The 16,473-nt window shown below is 35.7% G+C and carries 13 protein-coding genes; 7 read left to right on the top strand and 6 right to left on the bottom strand.

Annotated features, from left to right (window positions below; genetic code table 11):
- The first annotated feature begins 69 nt into the window (after positions 1 to 69).
- Positions 70 to 1,500 carry an FAD-dependent oxidoreductase gene (locus E2R68_RS08730; protein WP_243834637.1) on the top strand — a complete coding sequence of 477 codons (1,431 nt, stop codon included), beginning with the start codon at positions 70 to 72 and terminating at the stop codon, positions 1,498 to 1,500.
- Between the two features lie 472 nt (positions 1,501 to 1,972).
- Positions 1,973 to 2,158 (top strand): hypothetical protein, encoded by a 186-nt coding sequence (locus E2R68_RS08725; RefSeq protein ID WP_134277312.1) that lies wholly within the window; start codon positions 1,973 to 1,975, stop codon positions 2,156 to 2,158.
- Positions 2,159 to 2,433: 275 nt separating this feature from the next.
- On the opposite strand, the gene E2R68_RS08720 is transcribed toward E2R68_RS08725, so the two are convergent.
- Together E2R68_RS08720 and E2R68_RS08715 are read right to left on the bottom strand one after the other, a co-directional pair.
- Positions 2,434 to 3,843, bottom strand: a complete 1,410-nt coding sequence (locus E2R68_RS08720; protein WP_134277434.1) for an anti-phage deoxyguanosine triphosphatase — start codon at positions 3,841 to 3,843, stop codon at positions 2,434 to 2,436.
- A 307-nt stretch (positions 3,844 to 4,150) separates the two neighbouring features.
- A complete protein-coding gene (locus E2R68_RS08715) occupies positions 4,151 to 5,323 on the bottom strand; it encodes an NAD/NADP-dependent octopine/nopaline dehydrogenase family protein (protein WP_134277311.1) in 1,173 nt (390 codons plus the stop codon).
- A gap of 521 nt (positions 5,324 to 5,844) precedes the next feature.
- Here E2R68_RS08715 and E2R68_RS13910 point away from each other — a divergent pair.
- Positions 5,845 to 6,018 carry a hypothetical protein gene (locus E2R68_RS13910; protein WP_166738838.1) on the top strand — a complete coding sequence of 58 codons (174 nt, stop codon included), beginning with the start codon at positions 5,845 to 5,847 and terminating at the stop codon, positions 6,016 to 6,018.
- Positions 6,019 to 6,040: 22 nt separating this feature from the next.
- Here the strand turns inward: E2R68_RS13910 and E2R68_RS08710 are convergent, their stop codons facing one another.
- The 4 genes from E2R68_RS08710 to ubiG all read right to left on the bottom strand — a co-directional run bounded on the left by E2R68_RS08710 (position 6,041) and on the right by ubiG (position 9,536).
- Positions 6,041 to 6,379 carry a thioredoxin family protein gene (locus tag E2R68_RS08710; protein WP_134277310.1) on the bottom strand — a complete coding sequence of 113 codons (339 nt, stop codon included), beginning with the start codon at positions 6,377 to 6,379 and terminating at the stop codon, positions 6,041 to 6,043.
- Positions 6,380 to 6,417: 38 nt separating this feature from the next.
- Complete coding sequence (locus E2R68_RS08705) at positions 6,418 to 7,380, bottom strand: DMT family transporter (protein ID WP_166738837.1); 963 nt, start codon at positions 7,378 to 7,380, stop codon at positions 6,418 to 6,420.
- A gap of 540 nt (positions 7,381 to 7,920) precedes the next feature.
- The gene (locus tag E2R68_RS08700) at positions 7,921 to 8,121 is read right to left on the bottom strand and encodes a YgaP family membrane protein (protein ID WP_134277308.1); all 201 of its coding nucleotides are present in this window, start codon (positions 8,119 to 8,121) and stop codon (positions 7,921 to 7,923) included.
- Positions 8,122 to 8,780: 659 nt separating this feature from the next.
- Entirely contained in the window at positions 8,781 to 9,536 is a 756-nt protein-coding gene (ubiG, locus tag E2R68_RS08695) for a bifunctional 2-polyprenyl-6-hydroxyphenol methylase/3-demethylubiquinol 3-O-methyltransferase UbiG (RefSeq protein WP_134277307.1), read from the bottom strand.
- 268 nt (positions 9,537 to 9,804) lie between these two features.
- Here ubiG and gyrA point away from each other — a divergent pair, with 268 nt between their 5' ends.
- The 4 genes from gyrA to aroA all read left to right on the top strand — a co-directional run bounded on the left by gyrA (position 9,805) and on the right by aroA (position 16,325).
- Positions 9,805 to 12,531 carry a DNA topoisomerase (ATP-hydrolyzing) subunit A gene (gene gyrA / locus E2R68_RS08690; protein WP_134277306.1) on the top strand — a complete coding sequence of 909 codons (2,727 nt, stop codon included), beginning with the start codon at positions 9,805 to 9,807 and terminating at the stop codon, positions 12,529 to 12,531.
- Positions 12,532 to 12,655: 124 nt separating this feature from the next.
- On the top strand, positions 12,656 to 13,744 hold the full coding sequence (gene serC, locus E2R68_RS08685; protein WP_134277305.1) for a 3-phosphoserine/phosphohydroxythreonine transaminase: 1,089 nt from the start codon (positions 12,656 to 12,658) through the stop codon (positions 13,742 to 13,744).
- A gap of 155 nt (positions 13,745 to 13,899) precedes the next feature.
- Positions 13,900 to 15,021 (top strand): histidinol-phosphate transaminase, encoded by a 1,122-nt coding sequence (gene hisC, locus E2R68_RS08680; protein ID WP_134277304.1) that lies wholly within the window; start codon positions 13,900 to 13,902, stop codon positions 15,019 to 15,021.
- A 14-nt stretch (positions 15,022 to 15,035) separates the two neighbouring features.
- On the top strand, positions 15,036 to 16,325 hold the full coding sequence (gene aroA, locus E2R68_RS08675; RefSeq protein ID WP_134277303.1) for a 3-phosphoshikimate 1-carboxyvinyltransferase: 1,290 nt from the start codon (positions 15,036 to 15,038) through the stop codon (positions 16,323 to 16,325).
- Positions 16,326 to 16,473 lie beyond the last annotated feature (148 nt).

Below are 16,473 nucleotides of genomic sequence, written 5' to 3'. Positions count from 1 at the left end.
TTAATCAATAGCAGTCAATCAGAAAATAATGTTAAGCATAAAATATGTTTAACAATGGCGAAGAGTTTAATGAAAGATAAAAAAATAGCCATTATTGGTGGTGGGATAGCAGGGGCTTCAATTGCTTTGTATTTAAGCGAAATTGGCTTACAAGTAGAACTGTTTGAAAAGGGCACCAGTTTAGTTAATGGACCGCCTATTTGCCATTTACATGCAGGGGGTAATTTATATCGTGAAATTCCAGATCAGCAATGTGTTACTTTATTAAAAGAATCCATTGAAGCACTGCGTTTATACCCTGATTCAGTTGACTATCGTCCTACTGTGATTGCTGTACCACAGCAAGATACTGGAGAACCATTAGCATTATTACCTAGATTAAACTTACTACAAGCCGAATATCAAAAACTGATTGATCAAGATAATCAAAATCAAGTCTTGGGCAAAGTGAGTGATTATTACCAATTATTTGAATTAGAAGAATTGCAACGATTAGCATTATTAGATGAAGTGAAAGTCCCTAAAACAGCTCAAGAGTGGATGATTCCATTTGCCAAACATGTGGATTTATCATTGCTTAAATACCCAGTGGTATTAGTTCAAGAGTTTGGCTGGAATGTCTTTCGCCTTGGTGCAACAGCAGCACTTTCATTGGAAAAAAATACAAGTTGTCAGATACATTTAAATACTAAAGTTATAAAAATAGATCAAAATAAACAACAAAAATGGCAAGTGACTTTTGCTAAAGATTCTATTCAAGAATCTGTTGAGTTTGATTATTTAATTAATGCAGCTGGTTTTAAAACAGGTGAAATTGATGATTTAGCTGGTTTTCATCGTCAACGTTTAGTTGAGTTCAAAGCCGCTTATGTAACCAAGTGGCAGGGTACTAATGGTTTATGGCCAGAAGTGATTTTTCATGGGGAAAGAGGTACGCCAGAAGGCATGGCTCAATTTACGCCTTATGCGAATAATTTTGTACAGTTACATGGTATGACAGATCAAATAACATTATTTGATAATGGCTTGGTGGCTACTTCTGAAAATAGCTCACAGCCTCAGCTTGATTCACAATTTTTACGGAAAATAGATACAGGTTGGCTTGAGCAAGAAGTGATTGATCGTGGGGAAAGAGCCATTGCACATTTATCGCGTTATATTCCTACTTTCAAGCAAGCTACTGTGGAAGGCAAACCATTATTTGGCGCACAGCAGATCCCAGGTGAAGATGCTAACTTGCGTGCCGCGGGCGTTTCTTTTGAGAATAATAATTATGCTCGCTGTGAAATAGTAAAAGCGTCATCAGTATTAACTTGTGCGGATGCCTTAACTGAAAAGTTAGCTGAGATTGGTTTGCTTGATAAGCACTTAGTTGGTGGTCGATTATTTCCTATCACGCATTCACTAAGTGATGAAGAAATCACAGAACGTTCTGAGTTGTACACTCAGCAACGTGGTTATCCCATCGCCTTAGCTTATCGTAATATTAAGCAGTCATAAGATCGGTTTTTTATTAAATCGATGATCAACGGCTAACTCAGATAAAATCCTATGATTTAATTGCTCATGGGATTTTTTTGTTTCTAGATTCATGTACCTCTCTTTTAAAACCATTATTTGTTATTGAGTAGTTATGTATTTTTTAGCTCATTTTTGATTATTATTCACGGTATTTTTAACTTGTTGGGTAGGTTTTGCTTATTATGAGTATTGACTTGTTTTCTGTTGCTGAAAGTCATTATTTACTTGGGAAAGTTCAACGATGCGGGAATTGTAGGTGTATTGAGTTATGTTCTTTTATGACTATTTTATAGAGTAAAGCTAAATTCCAATTTTAGCCGTAATACTGAATGATTCGGTAAGGATAGAAATATAAATAACCACTTTTTTTATATTGGCATACAAAATGCTTCATATATTACTAAGTATTTAAATTATTAACAGAATCATTCTGATATAGGAGTATCAAATTATGCATAACAAACCAAAATTCACTACGGCCAACACATCTTTATTAAATGATTGTACTAACCATATTGCTTTCCAACTTAAGAAAACACATTTAGATAAAAATATGTCTCAGCACAGAGTTGAACGCTTATATGAAACGCCTATAGCAGAGGTTGTTACCAAGGAATACGTTAAAGGTTATAATTAAGAATAGCCATTTAGGATGTAGAAAACGGGATGAACATTATTGTCTGTTGCATATTTTTATTGTCTTATGACCCCCTCAATAAAAGAGTTTATGCCTAATTTTGATGCATTATTTTGGTTACATTGCACTCATTGAGTGCAATAAATTATTTTTAGCTCCATGCTTGGTTATTAAGTAAAAGAATAAAGTAATGGTTTAGTCGTCATTTTTGACAGAGTTATTTAAATGGTTAAATAACTCTGCTGTTTACATTTATTGTCATAAAACCGAATTACTTAAAAAGTATGTTCACCGATCATCGGGGTTGTTTGATTGCTACTGAATAAACTTGCATGTAATCGTAACGCATGGTTATCGGTTAAGCTGGAAATATAATCTGCGATAACCCGTTGTTCACGTGAACTATCTCCGTTTTGTTCTTTCCATAACTGCTTCGCTCTTTCTGGTAAAAAACGTAATGGTCCTGCTCTAAATGCTTCAAATAATTCCATCACGATTTGCTGTCCGCGATATTCTAAAATTTGTAAATCAGGACTTTTTATTACGTAGTTCAACACGAATTTCTTTAAGATCTCTAAAGCTTGAAACATTGCTGGTGCCAAGTAAGCGTTATAGGCTAATAATGGTTCTACAAATCGTTTATTAACTTGTTGGATCCTAATGGATGTGATTAGTGCGTTAACTAATGCTCCAATGGCATCTTTACGTTTAAAGTGTTGCGATGAAAATAGATTATCAGTGATCTCTTGTAATTGGTGATGTAAGCAAAAATCTTCAATGCTAGATAATTGTGTTAATACTTTTTCTTGCCATAATGCTTTAGTAATAATCCCCATCGCAATGGCATCTTCAAGATCATGAACACCGTATGCAATATCATCTGCAATTTCCATGATGGAACAATCAAGAGATTTATATTTTGATTTTAAATGTTGTTTTGAATCAGCCTCAGGGGTGCGTTTACTGCCAAATAATTGACGGTCACTTTCGCATAAAGGTGCTAATACAGCATCTAACAATGTTTTATCATGATCGTAAATACCTTTTGCAGGCATCCACTCTTCAGTTTTTAATTGACGGAAATTTCGACTTGTATCCTGTGGATACGCAGCACTTATTTCACTTAAACAAATAGGATATTTTAATAACCCCAGTAAACTACGACGGGTTAAATTCATGCCATTAAATTCAGTATATTGTTCAAGCTGAGTTAGTATTCTAAATGTTTGGCCATTCCCCTCAAATCCACCATGCTTGATCATCATATAATTAAGTGCTGTTTCTCCACCGTGGCCAAAAGGAGGGTGGCCAATATCGTGGCTTAAACAAATTGTTTCAATTAAATTATTACCAGGCAGTAGTGCCAAAAATTCTGGTTGGATCAGTTTTAAATTAGCAACAATGCCAGTACCAATTTGTGCAACTTCTAGCGAGTGCGTTAAGCGAGTTCGATAAAAGTCGCTGAGGCCATTATTATGAATTTGAGTTTTAGATTGTAAACGTCGAAAAGCAGCTGAATGTAATACACGCGCTTTATCTCTTTGAAAGGGACTTCGTTGATCTAATAGTCTTTTTTTATTAGGTTCTTCCACTAAGCGTTCAAGCCATTGTGGAGCAATTACAAGCGGTCGCTGTAATTGTGTGTTGCTTGTTTTGTTCGATGTTGGATTATCATTGACAGTCATTCTGTTCTTTTCTAAACACATATTTTCACCGTAGTTTGCTAAGCACTTAAAAAGTGTAGCGTGTTTGGTTATTGAAAAATAGTAGAATATTGAAGAAAGAAAAATTAAAAAATGAAAGACTACTTTATAAGTGGGCTTATGTCTTTTTCTGGGTAAATACTTAGCTCTATATAGCTGATATTAATACTTTAAATGACTCACCCCCAATTCAGGGTTTATATAATAATACTATTAAATAACAGCTTAATGGTTATGTACTTCAAGGTTGAATTTACCTTTTAATTAAGCTGTATATCTAGGTGGCTAATTATGCAATGAGTTTTTTAATTGGCACAATGCCGCTATTTAGAAAGAGTAGAAGCTCTTTTGTTGATAATGTGCTTAATCCTAGTGAGCCTAAGGTTCTTCCTTCTTTGTAAAAATCTCTTTTTAGAAGACCGCCACACATTTCAATTAAACGATTACATTCTGGCATCGCAACATTTAGTTTTTCACCTAATGATGCTAATAAAACCAAGCCCATCGGAACATCTTCTGTAATGTATCGATTATCAAAGCTATAAGGTCCGGGTGGTGATGATAATTTATAACTTTCAAATACATCTCTGGCATCTTGTGTAAGGTCTGTTTCATTTCTAAATAAACAGGCTTCTAGATAAGGTATTGCTTGGCATCCTAATGCACTTAACACAGCCATTTTCTCAGCATCTAGTTTTTCTATCATCAACCATGCCATTTCTGTAGAAAGTGCATCTCTATACATATAAGGCACTTCATCGGGATGATGTTTGGCACAATATTCAAGCATAGGGTACATGACATATAAACCTATGGTATGCACTATGATATTAGGGTTATGTAAAGCGGATTCAAAAATATGTTTACGGACTTGATCTGCTTCAATTTGATAAGCTGGAAATAATTTACACGCTATCTTCATGCCCTCTGTTGTTTTAACCGCTGGAAAAAATGAAAGTGAGTTTCTAATATTTTTGAATAATACTTTTACAACACCTGACGAGACTATTCTGGCATCATTAGGAGTTGATTCTCCTTCTGCAAAAATAGGGGTGTTAGTGCAATGTTGGTGATAAAACAGACTGCCAGCATAACCAGGGATCAGCATGACCAGCTGACTATCTTGAAAGTATTTTGCTATTCGTTTTGCTAAAGCTTCATGGTAGGTCGTTTGGATAAATATCATCACAACATCGGCGCCTTCGATAGCAATTTTAGGATCTCGGGTAACCATATCTAATGGCTGAAAGGCTTTTTCTGCATCATCAGCACTATCTGTAAAATGACCATTATTGGTGTTGTTGATGCAATAGATCCCTTGATTATTGGACATCGCTTGAAAATGTTCATCATGTGTCACGTTATTTGAGGTTTTTAGCAATCTTACTTTATGTCCTGCTTCTGCAGCCATAAATGCACAAGCTGATCCTGCATTACCAGCTCCAATAATGGTTATTTTCATTTTTATTTCTTTTGATGAGGGGATCTGATTCCAAAGGCAATAAAGTCCACCTTTGAAAGCAAAAAACGTTAAATGTGAAAATGTTGAAATATGAAAATATTGATACGTGGTATCTTAAAAAATAGAAGTGTGAGTTATTGCAATGCAGGGATGTGTTTAGCATTAATTATCTAAACGTTAGTTTAAACTGTACCTTTCCAATAACTTAATTGGTCATTACAGGTAATGAGCGTTTAAGTGTGAATTTGGTGAGCCCATTGTAGCTTATATACCTTAAGGATGTTGAGATAGTTATAATACCCATCACAATCAATGGTTTATCTATTTTGTTAAAGCAGCCCTGTTATTTGTTGTAAATTTCGTAAAGGGGAGATCAATTTAAACCTGAACTGACCTGTCTTTTAAGCACAAAATTTAGATAAATTATTTAATGTTATAGGTATAATTTTTCGAGTTTAAAGCATGCAATGAGATTGCTCACTGTGATTTCTGTTATTCATTAGTTTAAAAGGTGTTAGAACATGTCGATGTTGATTATTTTAGGAACGTTATTTTTAGCACTGGTATTAATGGTTGTGTTAGTTGAACGATTTGCTAAACCAACAGATGAAAAACAACAGGCAAAATACAGTAAAATATTGCCGATATTAGTTTTTGTTATGTTGATTGCTGCATTAATAAAGCAACTTATGTAAACATAAGTAGAAAGATATCACCTTAGTTTATTTTTTCTGTTAATTGACGCACCTCGTCAGAATGTAATGGCCTAACAACACGAGCAACTTCTTTACCGTCATGTAAGAGAATTAAGGTCGGCCAAAGTTTTACTTTGAATACACGCCCTAATCGTTTGCCTTTCCCGTCAACTATTTTTATGTGGGATAATGTTGTATGTTCAGTGAATACTTCTTCTATCGCTGAACTGGCTGCCTGACAGTGAGCACACCAAGCGGTTCCAAACTCTAATATAATATTACCGGACAGTTTACAAACATCTTCAAATGTCAGTGTTGTATTTTCATAGTCGTGTTTAAAACCAATATCATTATTTTTCATGTCATCACTCCTGTAATAAATATCCACTTATCAAGCTTCTATTTCGTTTTTTTAAACACCCCAAATGATGCGAGTTTATTACTTGGTAATAATGCAAGCAACATACCTATCAAAGAGCATAATCCGCCGACAATATGAAACCAATATATTGATTCATCAAGGAATATAATCGCCAATGCCGCACCAAATAAAGGCATTAAAGTTATTGATAAGGAAGTGGTTTCAGCACCAAGACGAGCAATTCCATTTGTCCAAAAAACATAAGCCAGTAACGAAGGGAAAATCCATAAATAAGCAAATAAACTTAAATGTGCAATTGAAGGAAAATAAAATTTAAAAAATACTGCTTCAATAACATAAGCCATGATCAAAAAAGGAAGTCCAAGTATCACTAATATATAAAGTACTGTAATAGCGGATAACTTAAGCGGCATCTTTTTTAATAACACGGTAAATAGTGCCCAGACGACAACAGCTGCGACCATAAACAGATCACCCTGACTAAATTTAAGATTTAATAAATGTAATAATTCGCCTTTTGTTAAAATCAGTAAAACACCCATTATTGATATTCCCATACCAATTGATTGCATTAATCGAGGGCGATTATCTAATACTCGCCATGCAATTAAAAGTGTTGCAATTGGGATCAGTGTATTAATGAGGGTGATATTAACCGCAGTAGTAAAATTAGCCGCTAAATAGAGCAAGCTGTTATAAAGTGCGATACTTAATATCGCCAATCCCGTTAAAGGTAATAAATGAGGACGGATCAAAGACCAATTTTTAATGATACTTGGTAGTGCAAAAGGAGTTAATAATACAAATGCTCCTAGCCAACGAAATAAGTTCATGGCGATAGGTGCCACTTCTGGCATGTAACCTCGTGCTAAAATAGCATTAATTGCCCAAAATAAATTGGTCATTAACAAGCCTAAAACAGCCAACCATAAAAGTCGATTATTCGTTGCTGAAGTATTCGCGGTCATATTATTTATCAATAATTCCTCCATGGTTATTTAATAAAATTTGTTTTATGTTAGTTGTTTAAAGAGATAAAAGACATGAATTAAATGTTTAATATTAGACTTAGGAAAAGTGATTTACTTGGAGAAATATTAATTATGAAGAAAAGGAAACCAAAAGCCTGAGCATCGAATAACTTTCTTATCTCATCAATTTGTCCATTTTCAACGTAGTGTTTAGGAGAAATCTCTCTGCACCAGTCTCAACTAACCCAGCATTTTTTTGATTTTATTAAAATGAGTTAATTGTTTAGGTAAGGCTGTTATATTTTTATCGTTTGTTAATATTCACGATGTTTTTAATGTGGAAGGATGGTGCTTTAAGTAAACATTTGCAGAGAAGCAGGTTGTTAACTACTTCTCTGATACTGAGTGAATAGCTTGGTATTATGATATTTTATACTAGTCATGTTTCTCTAGTATTGATGTTAGCCGTTCACTACTTTTTAATAATCTCATTTACTTTAAAAACTTGAAAAGAAAATGATCTTATTTATTTTATGATTGATCAGTGACTTACTCTGTTGACCCTTCCTTATGGCAAGTTGATACTCCAAGTGATGTATAAAGAGGGCACCAATTCATTAGGCCAGTGAATAATAGCGCAAGACCAACTATTCCCCACCAGTTAAATGACCATGCACCTACCAAAGTAAGCACTACTCCGAGAATAATACGAAGTGTACGATCCATACCACCTACATTTGTATTTAACATATTAAACTCCTATTTTTCCTAAGTTAGAACACTGCTCTAACGTCTATGTACAGAATAATAAAAATATAATTTAAGGGTTAAATTATTGCGCTCAACCCACTTATATTATAGTAATAAAATTATTTATTAGTGTGAGATCTAGGCATTTTTTTAAACATTTTTATTAAATATTTACTGAAAAAATGAAAGGAGTTTTTCTGGGGTGCATTACAAAAAAATTAGTGTGGTTGCTCTGTGTTCATCTCAGATTTTTTATGTTTATTTATAAAGTTTCCGTACTGCTGGTGGCTGTGTTTTACTCTGTGTTAGTTTGCTAAAGTCAGCCTTTTTAAAATTTAACAGGGGCATGGACGTAATCACATTGTTCAAGGTTTTGTGTTGTGAGTATTCACTTGTTAATTTCTGTATTTTAACCAAAGCGTAAAGGTTATATTTTGGGGCGCAGGATTAATCCTGTCTTGGTTTGGTCGCCGAAAGGGCAAAGCCAAAGCTAATAAATGCCAACTGTCTTGAAAAAGACCGAATATCAAACAACCTCAATGAGCACAGACGAGTCAATACAAAAATATGCATTCCCACGGAGGACCATAGCAACGATAGATGAAAACGAAAAACCTTTAAAAAACAGTATGATGAATCCTACGCCCAAAAAGAAGAACTTAAACCGCTTTTGTGCACTTCAACATATAATTCACATCAACATTCTTTGTTACTTTAAAACTATTCGAAAATGGACTGTATTCCACACCACATAAATCATCACAATGTAATTGCGTTGCATCAACTGCCGCGAGTAATTGAGAAGGGCGAATAAATTTCTCATATTCATGTGTGCCTTTTGGAACCCATTTTAAAACATGCTCTGCACCTATAATCATCATCAGGTAAGCTTTCCATGTTTTATTAATGGTTGAGAAATAAACGCTACCGCCGGGTTTGACTAAATCACAACAGGCTTGGATCACTGATGCTGGGTTGGGTACATGCTCTAACATTTCCATACAAGTGACAACATGAAATTGTGCTGGGTGTGCTTGTGCAAAATTTTCAGCTGTGGTCATTTCATAGCTTATCTTGGTTTGTGTTTCTAAAGCATGTAATCGAGCAATTTGTAATGATGCATGTGCCATATCAATACCTATTACCTCTGCACCTCTAATTGCCATACTTTCAGCTAGAATGCCGCCACCACAGCCAACATCAACGACTTTTTTGCCAAATAAACCATCAACACCTTCTTCTATGTAGTTAAGGCGTGTTGGATTAAGCAAATGAAGAGGTTTGAAGTCTCCCTCTAGATCCCACCATTGCTCAGCCATCGCTGAGAACTTTTCAATTTCTTGTTGATCTACGTTGGATTCAAATGCATTAGCTTGTGAAGTTGTATTTTTTGCAGAGAGTGTATTTTCAGACATGTTATTACCTGGTGAAATTGAGAACGCTGATTATAACGTGATAATAATATAGATGGGGGATTTTATTTTGCGATTTTAAGCGTTTTTTAATAAAAATTATGCGTGATTAAAAAATGACCGGTTATTTGATAAATACCTCAAATTGCCCCATAAAACGATTCTGACGTGATTTTGCTAATTAAAAGCCTTTTTCGAATAGGCATTTGTGCTACTATCGAGCCCTTACTAAATTCAGTCTATTTCCACTAAATTAAGGATTTAAGTTTCTATGAGCGAATTTGCCTCTGACGTTTCTCCAATTAATATTGAAGATGAATTAAAAAATTCTTATCTTGAATACGCAATGAGCGTGATCGTAGGTCGTGCATTGCCCGATGTACGTGACGGCCTTAAACCAGTACACCGTCGTGTTTTATTTGCGATGAACGTGTTACGTAACGACTGGAACAAACCTTATAAAAAATCAGCACGTGTTGTTGGTGATGTTATCGGTAAATACCATCCACATGGTGATACAGCGGTTTACGATACAATTGTTCGTATGGCGCAAGACTTCTCTTTACGTTATATGCTAGTTGATGGCCAAGGTAACTTTGGTTCTGTTGATGGCGATAGCGCGGCAGCGATGCGTTACACAGAAATCCGTATGCAGAAATTGGCACATGAATTATTAGCCGATTTAGAAAAAGAAACTGTTGATTACGTACCTAACTATGATGGTACAGAGTTTATTCCTGAAGTATTGCCAACTAAAATTCCTAACCTATTAATTAATGGTTCTTCTGGTATTGCTGTTGGTATGGCAACGAATATCCCACCACATAACTTGGGTGAAGTCATTAATGCTTGTTTAGCATTAATTAAAAATGAAGATATTACGATCAATGAATTGATTGAACATATCCCAGGCCCTGATTTCCCAACAGCGGGTATTATTAATGGCCGTAAAGGCATTATCGATGCTTACAATACAGGCCGTGGTAAAATTAAAGTTCGTGCTAAAGCGGACATTGAAGTTAATGAAAAAACTGGTCGTGAGACGATTGTTGTTCATGAGCTACCATATCAAGTTAACAAAGCTCGTTTGATTGAAAAAATTGCTGAGTTTGTTAAAGATAAAAAAATTGAAGGTATTAGTGCTTTACGTGATGAGTCTGATAAAGACGGTATGCGTATGGTGGTTGAAGTTAAACGTGGTGAAGTGGGCGAAGTTGTTTTAAACAACCTTTACGCACAAACACAAATGCAGGTTACCTTTGGTATCAATGCTGTTGCACTTGACCATGGTCAGCCAAAACTATTTAACCTAAAAGAGATGCTAGAAGCCTTTATTCTACATCGCCGTGAAGTGGTTACTCGTCGTACTGTATTTGAATTACGCAAAGCACGTGACCGTGCACATATCCTTGAAGGTTTGGCTATTTCATTAGTAAACATTGAACCTATTATCGATTTAATTCGTCACTCTCCAACTCCTGCTGAAGCTAAATTAGCATTACAAGCACGTGGATGGGATTTAGGCGGCGTTGCTGCAATGTTAGAAGCGAGTGGTGTTGATGCAGCTCGTCCTGACGGTTTAGCAATTGAATTTGGTGTTCGTGATAATCAATACTTTATGACTGAAATTCAAGCGCAAGCGATTCTTGATTTACGTCTACATAAGTTAACTGGCCTTGAGCATGAAAAAATCTTAGGCGAGTACAAAGAGCTATTAGAAATTATTGCTGCATTATTATTCATTCTTGAAAGTCCTGCTCGTTTGATGGAAGTGATTGAAGAAGAACTTGAAGAAGTTCGTGATAACTTTGCAGATCCTCGTCGTACAGAAATCACTGAAAGTGAATCTGATTTATGTATGGAAGATCTGATCGTTGAAGAAGATGTTGTTGTCACGCTTTCTCACGAAGGTTACGTTAAGTACCAACCACTATCTGATTACGAAGCACAACGTCGTGGTGGTAAAGGTAAAGCTGCGACTAAGATGAAAGATGAAGATTTCATTGAAAAATTATTAGTGGCAAGTACACATGATACGATCCTTTGTTTCTCTACTCGTGGTCGTTTGTACTGGCTGAAAACATTCCAACTGCCTTTGGCATCTCGTCAAGCACGTGGTCGTCCGATTGTGAATATCTTGCCGCTTGAAGAGGGCGAACGTATTACGGCTATCTTACCGGTACGTGAATACGAAGATGATAAATATGTGTTTATGGCAACAGCTAACGGTACCGTTAAGAAAACAGCATTAAGTGCTTACAGTCGTCCACGTTCTAGTGGTCTGATTGCAATTAACTTAAATGATGATAACGAGCTAATCGGCGTAGCATTAACCGATGGTCATAGTGAAATCATGCTATTTTCTGATGCTGGTAAAGTAGTTCGCTTTAAAGAAGCTGAAGAGAGCGAAGTGACTGATGAAGATGGTAATCTTGTATTAGACGAAAACGGTAACCCTGAGATTAAATTCAAAGGTGTTCGTCCAATGGGCCGTACAGCAACGGGTGTTCGAGGTATTAAATTAAATGAAGGCGGTAAAGTTGTCTCATTAATCGTTCCTAATCCGACAGGTCATATCTTAACAACGACTGAAAATGGTTACGGTAAACGTACGCCATTAGAAGATTATTCTTCTAAGAGCCGTGCAACTCAAGGTGTTATCTCAATCAAAGTGAGTGAGCGTAATGGTAAAGTAGTTGGTGCTGTTCAAGTTGATGAAAACGATGAAATCATGTTGATCTCTAACAAAGGTACGCTAGTACGTACTCGTGTTTCTGAGGTGTCAGTGGTAGGACGTAATACACAAGGTGTTACCTTGATCCGCACTGCTGAAGATGAAAAAATCGTTGCATTACAACGTATTGATGAAATTAAAGACGAGCCTGTTTATGAAGGCGAAGAAGGTGAGTTACCTTCAACTCTTGAAAACAGTGAGTTAGAAGAGCAATCTGAAGCAGTAGATAATGCAGATGATAAAGCAACTGAAACACCTGAATAACAGTTAATCATAATTAAATAAGCGGCGAATAGCCGCTTATTTTGTTTTAAGTGATGCAACTATTTTGTTTGTTAAAATACAATTTATTTTCACAAACATCACTTTTCTTTTAAGAGATACAACAATGACAAAAATATATAACTTTTGTGCTGGTCCTGCGATGTTACCTGAAGCGGTAATGCAACAGGCACAAAATGAATTTTGTAACTGGCAAGGTTTGGGTGTTTCGGTAATGGAAGTTAGTCACCGTAGTCCTGAATATATTGCAATGGCAAAACAAGCTGAGCTTGATTTACGCGAGTTAATGGCAATTCCTGATAATTATAAAGTTTTATTTTGTCATGGTGGTGGTCGTGGTCAATTTGCAGCAGTGCCACTTAATTTATTAGGTGATAAATTAGATGCTGATTATGTTTTAACTGGGCAGTGGTCAAAATCTGCTGTTATTGAAGCGAAAAAGCATGCGCGTATTAAAGAAACAGACATCATGACAACCACCGAACAAGGAAAAATTTCGGTTAAACCTTGTGCAGATTGGAATGTAAATGCTGGGGCTGCTTATGTTCATTATTGCCCTAATGAAACAATTGAAGGCATTGAAATCTTTGATACACCAGAAACGGGTGTTGTGCCATTAATTGCTGATATGAGTTCAACGATTTTGTCTCGTCCAATTGATGTTTCAAAATTTGGACTTATTTATGCTGGTGCGCAGAAAAATATTGGTCCATCAGGTTTATCGATTGTGATCGTACGTGAAGATCTCATTGGACATGCTCGTCAAGCCATCCCATCAATTTTTGATTATCAAGTGTTAGTTGATTTTGATTCAATGTATAACACCCCACCAACGTATTCTTGGTATTTAGCTGGTTTAGTTTTTAAATGGTTAAAAGCACAAGGCGGTTTGGTTGAAGTTGAAAAGCGTAATATCGCTAAAGCTGAACTGTTATATAACACTATTGATAACTCATCATTTTATACCAACAATGTTGATGCAAGTGTTCGTAGTCGAATGAATATTCCCTTTACATTAGCTGATGACAGTTTAAATGAAATATTTTTAGCTGAAGCTAAAGAAGCTGGTTTATTAACATTAAAAGGTCATAAATTAGTAGGTGGAATGCGCGCGAGTATTTATAACGCGATGCCGATTGAAGGTGTTCAAGCATTAGTTGATTTCATGGCTGTGTTTGAAAAGAAATATGCATAGCATCAAATACTAATTGCAGTAAATAACTGGTCTGTTTTACTGACTAAGACAGCATGTTTAATGAAATTGGTATCATTTCACCTTATGTAAAAGTATCTACATTCACAATGACAAGGTGTGTTTTAAAGTACGCAAGGTTGCGGTAAGGAAAAAACATGAGTGATAATTTTTTAAGCTTGGCAAATACAGGTGTGCAAAAATTGCACCCATACCAAGCAGGTAAACCAACAGATGAATTAGAGCGCGAATTAGGGATTACAAATATTGTAAAACTTGCTTCGAATGAAAATCCGTTGGGATTGAGTGAAACAGTTAAAGCTGCTTTGCAAAAAGAATTAACTGAATTGACGCGTTATCCTGATGCGAATGGTTTTTATCTTAAACAAGCTTTAGCTAATAAATATTCAGTTAATATTAACCAAGTGACGTTAGGTAATGGTTCAAATGATTTATTAGAGATCATTGCGCGTGTGTTTGTTGATAGTAGTAGCGAGGTGATGTTTGCTGAGCATGCTTTTGTTGTTTATCCAATCGTAACACAGGCCATTGGTGCAAAAGCTATTGTGGTTAAAGCAAAAGATTATGGCCATGATTTAGAAGCGATGGCTGCTGCAATTACTGACAATACCAAGCTTATTTTTATTGCGAATCCTAATAACCCTACGGGCACCTTTTTAGAGCAGGATGAAATAAAACAGTTTTTAGCTAAAGTACCAAGTCATGTCATTGTGGTTTTAGATGAAGCTTATTTTGAATACGCTGCTACAGATCGTCGTGGTAATGCGATTGCATGGATTAGTGAGTTCTCTAACTTAATTGTTTCTCGTACTTTTTCAAAAGCATACGGGTTAGCAGGTTTACGTGTTGGTTACAGTATTTCACATCCTGATATCGCAGATCTGTTAAATCGTGTTCGTCAGCCATTTAATTGTAATGCTTTAGCGTTAAAAGCAGCTGAAACTATTTTAAAAGATGAGCAATATCTTGCGGATAGTGTGGCATTGAATAATGCAGGTATGGCAGATTTATGTGCTTTCTTTACTGAGCATAAACTCGAATATATTCCATCAATGGGTAACTTTATTACGGTAAATGTTAGCAGCTCATGTGATAAGAAAACGGGTGATGAAGTTTATCAAGCATTATTACATGAAGGGGTAATTGTCCGTCCTATTACGGGTTACGGTTTACCACAACATCTACGTGTTAGTATCGGTACTGAATCTGAAAACCAACGATTTAAACAAGCGCTGACTAGCGTTTTAAACTTGCAATAAGAGAAGCTAATATAATGGAACAGTTATTATTAAACCCGATTAAAAAAGTCGATGGCGAAATTAATTTACCTGGCTCTAAAAGCCTATCAAATCGCGCATTATTGTTAGCTGCTTTAGCAAAAGGCACAACAAGGTTAACTAACTTATTAGACAGTGATGACATTCGTCATATGTTAAATGCATTAAAAAAACTAGGTGTTAGCTATCAATTATCTGATGATAAAAAACAGTGTGTTGTTGAAGGTTTAGGTCGTGCATTTAATACGAGTGAAATAGGTGAAATCGAATTATTTCTAGGTAATGCAGGAACGGCAATGCGCCCGTTATGTGCTGCGTTATGTTTAGGTGAAGGCGAGTACACATTAACGGGGGAGCCTCGTATGTTTGAACGTCCAATTGGTTCATTAGTGGATTCACTTAAACAAGCGGGGGCTGATGTTACCTATTTAAAAGATGAAAATTATCCTCCATTAAAAATTAAAGGTACTGGTCTTAAAGGTGGAACAATTACCATCGATGGTAGTGTTTCAAGTCAGTTTTTAACGGCATTTTTGATGGCTGCTCCGATGGCTTCAGAAGATACTACGGTTAAAATTGAAGGCGAGTTAGTATCAAAACCTTACATCAAGATCACTTTGCAAATCATGCAAGACTTTGGTGTTGAAGTTGACAATATTAATGGTGAATATCAGACCTTTGTTATTAAAGGTGGGCAAACTTATCAAGCCGCTGGTCATTATTTAGTAGAAGGGGATGCATCATCAGCTTCTTACTTTTTAGCCGCTGGTGCGATTGCTGGTAGCATTAAAGTGACGGGTATTGGTAAAAACTCAGTACAAGGTGATATTCAATTTGCTGATGCACTCGAGGCAATGGGCGCTAACATTGAATGGGGCGATGATTACATTAAAGCGAGCAAAGGTAAATTGAATGCCATTGATATGGATATGAACCATATTCCTGACGCTGCGATGACCATTGCTGTTGCTGCTTTATTTGCTGAAGGCACAACTAAAATCACTAATGTTTATAACTGGCGTGTAAAAGAAACAGACCGTTTATATGCAATGGCGACGGAACTTCGTAAAGTAGGTGCTGAAGTAGTTGAAGGGCATGATTTTATTGAAGTGACTGCGCCCGTACAAATACAACATGCAGAAATCGATACCTATGACGATCATCGTATTGCAATGTGTTTTTCATTGGTTGCTTTAAGTGATACAGCGGTAACGATTAATGATCCAAAATGTACTTCTAAAACATTTCCTGATTATTTTGAAAAATTAGCATCAGTCAGTATCTAACTGTTTAATAGTATTTTTTATGATTTCTTTAAACCTACTTTTGTAGGTTTTTTTATCGCTATTTATTGAGTTAACTCATATTAGGTATAAAGTGACAGGTATAAGATACCGCTGCATTAATTGATAAACATATTTGTTGCCTAGTACT

This window comes from Psychromonas algarum (genome assembly GCF_004376845.1).
Taxonomy (GTDB): domain Bacteria; phylum Pseudomonadota; class Gammaproteobacteria; order Enterobacterales; family Psychromonadaceae; genus Psychromonas.
The sequence above is the reverse complement of the archived record's forward strand: the minus strand, read 5'-3'. Positions and strand labels throughout refer to the sequence as shown.